Genomic DNA, 8,863 nt, shown 5'->3' with positions numbered 1-8,863 from the left:
GTTTTTTATTTCTATCATTTTCGATTTATCATCCCATCATTTTTATCAATTATAATACAAAGTTGCTTTATAATTATAACAATTTAGTAAATATTCCCTTTTATAGTTATTTTCTATATATACCTTCACTTATATAGATTATCTTTATATTAAATTATTTTTTACATAAAAAAGTTCATAGATTATAATCCATGAACTTTTTCAAACTTTTATTTTAATGTTAGAGCTATTCCAGCAGTTTTGCTTAAATCATATTCATCACTTTTTCCATTGTCTTTGTATGGATGCATATACCTAACTTCAAACTCTATGCCATCTGCTTTATATATAACTGCTGTTACCCCAACTTCACTTTCATAAGTTCTATCAATCTCTTCTACCCCTTCTGGCAAAATTCCTTTTACATATTCTAGAGAACCTTCCATGCTACGCTGTATAGGCTCTGATTCACTACTATATGATGCTGCAGATAATTTTTGTTCCAATTCTTGTATATTGATTTCTTTTAAATCTTCATCTTCTTGATTTTCAATTTCATTTTCTTTTGCTGTTTCTTGAATATCTTCTACAGTTTTATGTGACTTACTACACCCTACCGTAAATATAAATAATACTAATAATATCCCTATACTAGTCAATCTTACATTCATATAATTTTTCCCCTCGATTGTTAATTTTTTAATTTTTATATTTATTATACTATATATTTTGCTTAGTTATATCAACAAATTATTAAAAAGATAACCAAGTTAATATATAACTTAGTCATCTTTTTGAGTTTGTTTTTATATAAAACTACATGTTCAATTTCCTTTTTGCAAAATTAATTATCATACTTACTTCTTCAACTTTTAATATTGCTATTAATACTCCGTATGTTAAAACTCCTATTCCTATAGATCCAAATAATGATATAGCTTTTTGTATTGTGCCAATTCCCAACATACCTGATAACATGCTATATATAACATATGTTGTTATTCCCATTAAAATAGATGCTATTATTGATTTAATTGTAGTTTTTATTATTTTATCTTGCCCAAAATATCCAATCTTTTTCTTAAGACTTCTAAATAAAATCAATATACATATAATCGCTGATAAGCTTGTAGCAAATGCTAATCCTGCATGACCCATAAATTTAACTAATATTAAGTTTAGTATTATATTCATTCCCATAGCCATAGCTCCATTTATCATAGGGGTCTTTGTGTCTTGTAATGAATAAAATACCTTACCCAGTATATCTCTGAGCCCAAATCCAACCATTCCTATAGAATAAAATATCAATGCACTTGCTGTAGTTTTAGTAGCATTTGCATCAAACGCACCTCTTTCAAACAATAAACTCACTATCGGAGTAGCTAAAACCATAGCACCTACTGATATTGGAATAACTAAAAGTATTACACTATTAACGCTCTTATACACAGTTTTTGTAAAGCTCTCTTTATTACTATCAGACGACATTTTGGATAGTGCGGGATATATAGCTGTTCCTATTGATGCTATAAACAATCCCATTACAAAAGAGTTTAATCTGTTAGCATAATTTAAAGCTGAAATACTTCCTTCCAATAATGTAGATGCTAAAGTCCTATCTACCATTGTATTTATTTGATTCACCGCAACTCCAATAAATACAGGGCCTACTAACCATATAACTTTTTTTATATAGTCTTCCTTCAATCCAATTTCAAATTTATATTTATATCCATATCTACGAGCACTTGGAATTTGAAACACCAGTCTACTTGCCATCGCAATTACAGTACCTATTGGTAGTATATATATATTTATCTTAAGGCTCAGTATAATAACTATTATTATAATAATATTGAATGGAATTCCTACAAGCCCTGGAATCATAAAATTTTCTTTAGCTTGTAAAAAAGATGTTATTATACTACTTGTTCCCATGAACAATGCTCCAAATATCATAATTCTTGTGAATTCTACTGTTAACTTGAAAGTATAACCATCAAATCCCATTGCAAATATTTTAACTACTTGATCTGTAAATAGTAGCACTAATAATACTAGTACCCCACTTAAAATCAAGGTTATATTAAATATATTATTTACAAATTTATTGCTCTCTTTTATACTTTTATTATTTTCATAGTATAAAGGTATAAAGGTTGTAGCTAATGCAATTCCTATTAAAGAAAACAGTGTTCCAGGTATATTCATAGCAACTATATATGCGTCACTGTAAAATGTAGTCCCATAAATTCCTCCCAGCACTAATTCTCTTGCAAAACCCAAAATTTTAGATAGTATAGTTATTATCATTAACATCAATGTGGTTTTGGCTACTTTATTCATCTTATTCGCCTTTTATATAAAATCGGTAGCTTTATAAGAAGATATATTGCTATAAAATATATTGCATTTAATGGCATAGCTGCAAAGTATTTTTCTGCATTTAAATAAGATACTAGAGGCATCATAAAAAACGCATTTAACACAGTCCATACACCTGCATCAATTTCATTTTTTGATTTATTATATAAAAAACCATGAAACATTCCTATTAACATATTACATAATATAACTCCCATATATCCAAAGTCAGCCATAAAATTTAGATTTGCAGTATATACATTAGTTCTAAATCCACCAGTTCCATATATAGTACTGCTTATGGTGTTTTGAGTTTCAAAATCAAACAATGGAATTATATTAAATGCTTTATATATTATCCTAAATGTCTGTTGCCCAAATAAATCACTTGTAAATGTTAAGTTTTTATACACATTATCAAATGCACCTATACCACCACTTAGATAAATAGCAATATTATTCAAGCCTTCATTAGGATCTATTTTTCCTGCTAGTTTACCCGCTATAAAAAAGTAAGAAAAAATGAATCCTATACATAAAATTCCCATAATAAGATACTTAATTTCTAATCTTTTTTTATCTCTAGCATTTTCATATTTATCGCTTTTTACTTGAATTTTATATGCTACAAACACAATAATTAGTGAATATATTACAAGTATAGATCTTACCCCTAAAATATATCCCATTATAAATACAGCTATGGACGGCATTAATAAAATACTAACTTTTTTACTCCATCCACTAGTCATGTATTCTTTGACTGCAAAGTACATATATACTACACCTAACATACGACATACTAATAGAATATATGTCCATATCCCTAAGTCTACAGCCCCATTAGATCTAGTTTCTCCTTTGTATATCATTAAGTTTCTAGTAAACTCTTTTATATTGTCCGATCCTACTATATACTCACTCCCAATACTTAAATACACTATAATAGTTATTAAAATTAATATAGTTGATAAAATTGCTTTATTGGTTGATATATTTAATATCTTTTGTTCATATTTCTTATTTTGTAAATTTTCATTGTTTTTTAAATATAAATTTCCTCTCTTTGATGTATTTGCTATCATCATCGTAAATGCAAAACCTAAGTCCACCCACATAATTGCAGTACTCAATATAAAAACTGTCATAGCTGAAATATTAATACCCCATTCTTTATGAAATATTAATAATCCTATGGACCCTAAAAATACTACACTTTTTAAAATAACTAATGGATGTAGCGTTTCTTTTAATACGATAATAGCTATTACTAGTTGAATAAATATTATTATAGTAAATAGTAATTCCATAGTAATTTTCCTTTATTATAAATTTTTTTTGTACCAATCTATCGTCAATTTTATTCCATCCTCAAAGCTATAACTTGGATTATAATTTAATAATTTTCTAGCATTTGATATATCTGCATTTGAATGTTTAATATCACCTTTTCTAGATGGTCCATATATAGGTTTTATATCTTTACATAATAGTTTATTTAAAGTTTCATATAATTCATTTAGAGAAACTCTACCTCCATAGGCTATATTGTAAGCTTTTCCACAAGCTTCTTTTGGAGCTAAACAAGCTCTTAAATTAGCTTCTATTACATTATCTATATAAGTAAAGTCTCTTGAATTCTCTCCATCTCCATTTATAGTAGGTGATTCATCACTTAAAAGTAATTTAACAAACTTTGGAATAACTGCTGAGTAATACGAATTTGGATCTTGTTTCCTACCAAATACATTAAAGTACCTCATACCCACAGTTTCTAATCCATATAAATCAAAGTAATTTCTAGCGTACAGTTCATTAACTTTCTTTGTTATAGCATAAGGAGATAGTAATTTTCCTTCTCTTCCTTCTACTTTAGGTAAATTAGGTTCATCTCCATAAACAGATGATGATGATGCATATACAAACCGCTTAACTGAATTATCTCGAGCGGCTGTCATCATGTTTAGAGTTCCTTTTATATTTATTTCTTCATATAACAAAGGCATTTCTATTGATCTAGGAACAGATCCCCAAGCTGCTTGATGCAATATATAATCTATATCTTTACAAATTTCTTGGCATATTTGGATATCTCTTATATCGCCTTCTACAAACTCAAAGTTTTCATTTTCCATAAAATCTTTTATATTCTCTCTTTTCCTATTGAAAAATTATCTAAAGCTCTTACAAAATAACCTTTATTTAATAGTACTTCAATAAGGTTGGAGCCGATAAACCCAGCTCCACCTGTTACTAAAAACTTAGTTCCTTTAGGAAATTGCACGTCTTGGTATCCCAACTTTATAACCTCCAGTATAAGTAATTCTTTAACTGAGCTTCTTTTTTATCAAATATACCTTTAACGTCAACCAACACTAATTTATCTTCACTGTTTAATGAATCAGGCTTTTCTTCATACAATTTTTTTATAGATTCTAAAGTTAATTCCATATATTCCTTATGACCTACAGCCACTATAACTGCATCCATATTTTTTATATTTTCAAACTTAGTTAGATCTATCCCATATTCTCTTTTTACCTCATTTTCATCTGCTATAGGATCAGCAACAAACACATTTATTCCGTATTCTTTTAATTCATTTATTATATCTATAACTTTAGAGTTTCTAACATCTGGACAATCTTCTTTAAACGTCATACCTAAAATCGCTACTTTAGCTCCCTTTACTTGCTTATTAGCTTTTATTAGATTCTTAACTGTAGATTCTCCTACATATTTACCCATTCCATCATTTATTCTTCTTCCTGATAATATAACTTGTGAATGATATCCTATTTGTTCAGCCTTGTGTGTTAAATAGTAAGGGTCAACACCTATACAGTGTCCTCCAACCAATCCAGGATAAAATTTTAAGAAATTCCATTTAGTTCCCGATGCTTCCAAAACTGCTTTCGTATCTATTTCCATCTTGTTGAAAATCATCGATAACTCATTTACAAAGGCTATATTAATATCTCTTTGAGAGTTTTCTATAACCTTAGCGGCTTCTGCTACTTTTATACTCTCTGCCCTATGAACCCCTGCATCTATAATTAATTCATATATACTAGCTATATTTTCTAAACTTTCTTCATCCATTCCAGATACTACTTTAGTTATATTTTCTAATCTATGAAGCTTATCTCCTGGGTTTATTCTTTCTGGAGAATACCCAACCTTGAAATCAACTCCACACTTCAGGTTAGATTCTTCTTCTAATATAGGGATACATACCTCTTCAGTAACTCCAGGATATACAGTTGACTCATATACTACTATAGATCCCTTCGTTAAATTTCTTCCTAAAACTCTACTTGCTCCAATTATTGGTCTTAAATCTGGAGTTTTATCATCATTTATTGGAGTTGGAACTGCAATTATATGAAACTTAGCTTCTTTTAATTTAGTTTCATCACTTGCCATTAAAGCTGTTGTTTCTTTTAAAGCTTTATTTCCTACCTCATTAGTAACATCTATTCCTTGTTTATATAGTTCTATTTTTTCTTTATTTACATCAAATCCTATTACATTTATTTTCTTAGCAAAAGCAATTGCTAATGGCATACCTACATATCCCAATCCAATTACTGATATATTTTCTTTTTATCTTTTATTTTATGATACAATTCTAATGTCAATTTAAAATCCTCCTTTCAACTTATGATATATTATCATTAGTTGAAATAAATTTAGCGGGAACTCCGCCTACTATAATGTTGTTTTCTACATTTTTAGTTACTACAGATCCTGCAGCTACTAAACTTCCTTCGCCTATTGTTACCCCACTTGTTACAACAACATGAGACGCACACCAAGTTCCTTTGTTTATATGAATAGGTTTACTTATTCCTTTATTTTTTACAACTCCATTTTCAAATATATGATTTGTTGTAGCTAATACACTCATTGGTCCAATAATAACATTATCATCTAAGATAATTTTTCCCTTAGCATTTATATAAACATTGTGAGATATATAGCAATTGTTTCCCACATGTAAATTTTCTGGATTATTTATTGTAACTCGAGGTGCGATTTGTAGTTTTTTACCGCTTGATCCTATAAATGGTTTAATTAAAAATCCTCTAATTAGGTTGGTATATAAATGATTTGGAAATAATGATGTAATTAAAAACACCATGTGTATTGGTATGTTTCTGAATATAAAGTTTAAATATATTGATAGCTTTTTATTTAATCTCATAATATTCTCCATTACTTAAACTAAATTTATTTAATTCAATATATCTGCAAATTCTTTAAACATTTTAAAAAATTCACTTCTTCTAGCTTCTAATTTATTATTTTCATATTCTTTTGCTTTTTTAAAGTTTATAATTGCTAGTTCTTCTTTGTGCATATTTACATATTCAAAAGCATCTACAAATTCTTTATATGATTTTTTTGGATATATACTTTTATCTACAAGTAACTCAGGTATTCCTCCTGCATCACTTCCTATAGCTGGACACCCTCTATTTAATGCCTCAATTAATGACCTTGGTAATCCTTCTGTTAAACTAGGTTGAACATATATATCTATAGTATCTAGCCAATCAAATACTTCACTATGTGTTAGTACTCCCATAAATTTAATATTTTCATAAGAATCATATCTTTTAGCTATATTTTTAAGGTAGGAATTATCTCCTCCTCCAACTAGCTGATATTCTACTTCATAGCCTTTTTCTCTTAAAACTTTTATTGCTTTAATTACATTTTGTTGCCCTTTATATCTGGATCCTACCGTTGCACATGTTCCTAAAATAATTTTTTTATTTAACTTTTCACTTTGTATTTTTTCAATCTTTTTGTAATATATCTTTTTCATTTTTAGGTAACATAACATTTGAACAAGATATGCTTTCACCTTTTGTTGGATATCTTTTTTGTAAAAACTCGTTAGTTACATAAACAACATAAGGAGCTTCTTTAATTTCTTTTTTACACAGCATATACATAATTGGTGCTAAAAATTTGCCGGACATACTGTGATTCCATAAAGCATCAAATGGACAACCTACCATTCAACTAAATAAGGTTTATTTAATTTTTTTATATATTTCAAAGACATTAATCCTATAAAGCTAGGCAATCTTACTATTAAATATTCACTTTGTTTTATCTCTTCTTCTATCTGTTTTCTCACTTTTCTTTTCAATATATCTTTTATATTTTTAAAAGTAATAAATGATATATTTTCGCTTATTGTATCTGAAAACTTTGCTGCATTTATATTTGCTTTAGTATGGCAAGCCATAATTTTGATTTTCCCAAAGTTTTGAATATATCTATCACAAAATTTATCATCAAATCCATATGAACAAAAATACTCATCTCTAAACTTAGGAAATTTATGATCATGTATAAATAAAAGACTCATATTTTATAAACCTCTTTCTATCTATAACATTTGTGTAATTTGATTTATCTTATCAATATAGCTTTTTATTACTATATCTCTATCAAATTCTTTTTCTGCTTTATTCCTACTATTTAAACCCATTTCTTTTTTTTCTTCAAAAGATAGGTTTATAAATTTTTCCATAGAGTTTTGTAAGCTTTTATAATCTTTAACTTTGCACAAATATCCATTATATCCATCATCTACATTATCCTTACACCCATATGTGTCACAAGTTATCAATGGTCTTCCTATTGCTGCACCCTCTTGAAGTACAGTTCCTCTTCCTTCTCCATATGATGGTAATACTATACATGATGATTTTTTCATTATCTCTTGGATATCTGATCTATGACCTAAATAATTTACAACTTTTAACTTTTCATATTCCTTTAATTTATTTAGATATATATCTTCATCAATTGCTCCAACTACATCAAACTCTACATTTGGATATTTATCTATTATATTTTTAGCACTTTCTAAAAACTCTTCTATTCCTTTATCTTTAATCACTCTAGCTATAAAGGTAAATTTGATTTTTTCATTATTAGGATATTCATTGAATTGAAATTCTTTAAGATTTACTCCTGATCCTGGAACAACACTTATCTGCTGTTGATTTGCTATTATCTTTATGTTTTTATAAAAATCTTGATTTTCTTTATTTAAGAAAAATATATGACATGCGTTTTTGAATGAAAATTTGTTTAATTTTATTAATATTTTCTTTATCCATAAATCTCGTATAAATACACTACCTAACCCTGTAACTGTATGAATTACTTTTTGATTCAAACTTCTACACGCTATGCCTCCATAAATATTAGGCTTTATAGTGTAAGTAAGAACCAAGTCAGGTTTTATTTTCTTTATAATTTTTATATATTGAATCAATAACTTTAAATCTTGTATAACATTCATACCTCTTCTATTCATAGGAGTTTCTATAAAATTACATCCCATATCTTTAAACTTTTCAACTTTTTCTCCATATGGTAAAGCTATTGTTACATCATATCCAAGCCTTAGTAATCTCTGAGGCAATTCTTTTCTAAAGTTATACAATCCTATATCATTATTAGCTAAAATTAGAATTTTTTTCATAAG

Annotated in this window: 11 protein-coding genes; all 11 read right to left on the bottom strand. The window is 27.7% G+C overall.

The window, feature by feature from the left end; all coding sequences use genetic code 11:
• Window positions 1-209: 209 nt before the first annotated feature.
• The 11 genes from LEQ07_RS15685 to LEQ07_RS15640 all read right to left on the bottom strand — a co-directional run bounded on the left by LEQ07_RS15685 (window position 210) and on the right by LEQ07_RS15640 (window position 8,860).
• Window positions 210-650, bottom strand: coding sequence for a hypothetical protein (locus LEQ07_RS15685; protein WP_046823248.1), 441 nt, complete (start codon window positions 648-650; stop codon window positions 210-212).
• Window positions 651-795: 145 nt separating this feature from the next.
• Window positions 796-2,328 carry a murein biosynthesis integral membrane protein MurJ gene (gene murJ, locus LEQ07_RS15680; RefSeq protein ID WP_263331375.1) on the bottom strand — a complete coding sequence of 511 codons (1,533 nt, stop codon included), beginning with the start codon at window positions 2,326-2,328 and terminating at the stop codon, window positions 796-798.
• Complete coding sequence (locus LEQ07_RS15675; RefSeq protein ID WP_263331374.1) at window positions 2,325-3,656, bottom strand: O-antigen polymerase; 1,332 nt, start codon at window positions 3,654-3,656, stop codon at window positions 2,325-2,327. The genes murJ and LEQ07_RS15675 overlap by 4 nt, the downstream gene beginning before the upstream one ends.
• 15 nt (window positions 3,657-3,671) lie before the next feature.
• Entirely contained in the window at window positions 3,672-4,481 is an 810-nt protein-coding gene (locus LEQ07_RS15670) for an NAD-dependent epimerase/dehydratase family protein (RefSeq protein WP_332843265.1), read from the bottom strand.
• An 8-nt stretch (window positions 4,482-4,489) separates the two neighbouring features.
• Window positions 4,490-4,645 (bottom strand): GDP-mannose 4,6-dehydratase, encoded by a 156-nt coding sequence (locus tag LEQ07_RS21930; RefSeq protein WP_332843264.1) that lies wholly within the window; start codon window positions 4,643-4,645, stop codon window positions 4,490-4,492.
• A 2-nt stretch (window positions 4,646-4,647) separates the two neighbouring features.
• A complete protein-coding gene (locus LEQ07_RS15665; RefSeq protein ID WP_332843267.1) occupies window positions 4,648-5,934 on the bottom strand; it encodes a nucleotide sugar dehydrogenase in 1,287 nt (428 codons plus the stop codon).
• A 73-nt stretch (window positions 5,935-6,007) separates the two neighbouring features.
• Window positions 6,008-6,553 carry an acyltransferase gene (locus LEQ07_RS15660; protein ID WP_052951951.1) on the bottom strand — a complete coding sequence of 182 codons (546 nt, stop codon included), beginning with the start codon at window positions 6,551-6,553 and terminating at the stop codon, window positions 6,008-6,010.
• 30 nt (window positions 6,554-6,583) lie between these two features.
• Window positions 6,584-7,180: a glycosyltransferase family 4 protein gene (locus LEQ07_RS15655; RefSeq protein ID WP_263331371.1), complete on the bottom strand. Its 597-nt coding sequence runs from the start codon at window positions 7,178-7,180 to the stop codon at window positions 6,584-6,586.
• A complete protein-coding gene (locus LEQ07_RS15650) occupies window positions 7,152-7,376 on the bottom strand; it encodes a hypothetical protein (RefSeq protein ID WP_263331369.1) in 225 nt (74 codons plus the stop codon). The genes LEQ07_RS15655 and LEQ07_RS15650 overlap by 29 nt, the downstream gene beginning before the upstream one ends.
• A complete protein-coding gene (locus tag LEQ07_RS15645; RefSeq protein ID WP_263331368.1) occupies window positions 7,370-7,732 on the bottom strand; it encodes a hypothetical protein in 363 nt (120 codons plus the stop codon). The genes LEQ07_RS15650 and LEQ07_RS15645 overlap by 7 nt, the downstream gene beginning before the upstream one ends.
• Before the next feature lie 21 nt (window positions 7,733-7,753).
• Complete coding sequence (locus tag LEQ07_RS15640) at window positions 7,754-8,860, bottom strand: glycosyltransferase family 4 protein (protein WP_263331367.1); 1,107 nt, start codon at window positions 8,858-8,860, stop codon at window positions 7,754-7,756.
• Window positions 8,861-8,863: the final 3 nt, after the last annotated feature.

The sequence above is a fragment of the Paraclostridium sp. AKS73 genome (assembly GCF_025671395.1).
Lineage (GTDB): Bacteria > Bacillota > Clostridia > Peptostreptococcales > Peptostreptococcaceae > Paraclostridium > Paraclostridium benzoelyticum.
The sequence above is the reverse complement of the archived record's forward strand: the minus strand, read 5'-3'. Positions and strand labels throughout refer to the sequence as shown.

Bases quoted from the DNA above. Each gene is read 5' to 3' on its own strand.
- LEQ07_RS15650 (WP_263331369.1), bottom strand. From the start codon at position 7,376: ATGGTAGGTTGTCCATTTGATGCTTTATGGAATCACAGTATGTCCGGC.
- LEQ07_RS15645 (WP_263331368.1), bottom strand. From the start codon at position 7,732: ATGAGTCTTTTATTTATACATGATCATAAATTTCCTAAGTTTAGAGAT.
- LEQ07_RS15655 (WP_263331371.1), bottom strand. From the start codon at position 7,180: ATGAAAAAGATATATTACAAAAAGATTGAAAAAATACAAAGTGAAAAG.
- LEQ07_RS15660 (WP_052951951.1), bottom strand. From the start codon at position 6,553: ATGAGATTAAATAAAAAGCTATCAATATATTTAAACTTTATATTCAGA.
- LEQ07_RS15670 (WP_332843265.1), bottom strand. From the start codon at position 4,481: ATGGAAAATGAAAACTTTGAGTTTGTAGAAGGCGATATAAGAGATATC.
- LEQ07_RS15675 (WP_263331374.1), bottom strand. From the start codon at position 3,656: ATGGAATTACTATTTACTATAATAATATTTATTCAACTAGTAATAGCT.
- LEQ07_RS15685 (WP_046823248.1), bottom strand. From the start codon at position 650: ATGAATGTAAGATTGACTAGTATAGGGATATTATTAGTATTATTTATA.
- murJ (WP_263331375.1), bottom strand. From the start codon at position 2,328: ATGAATAAAGTAGCCAAAACCACATTGATGTTAATGATAATAACTATA.
- LEQ07_RS15640 (WP_263331367.1), bottom strand. From the start codon at position 8,860: ATGAAAAAAATTCTAATTTTAGCTAATAATGATATAGGATTGTATAAC.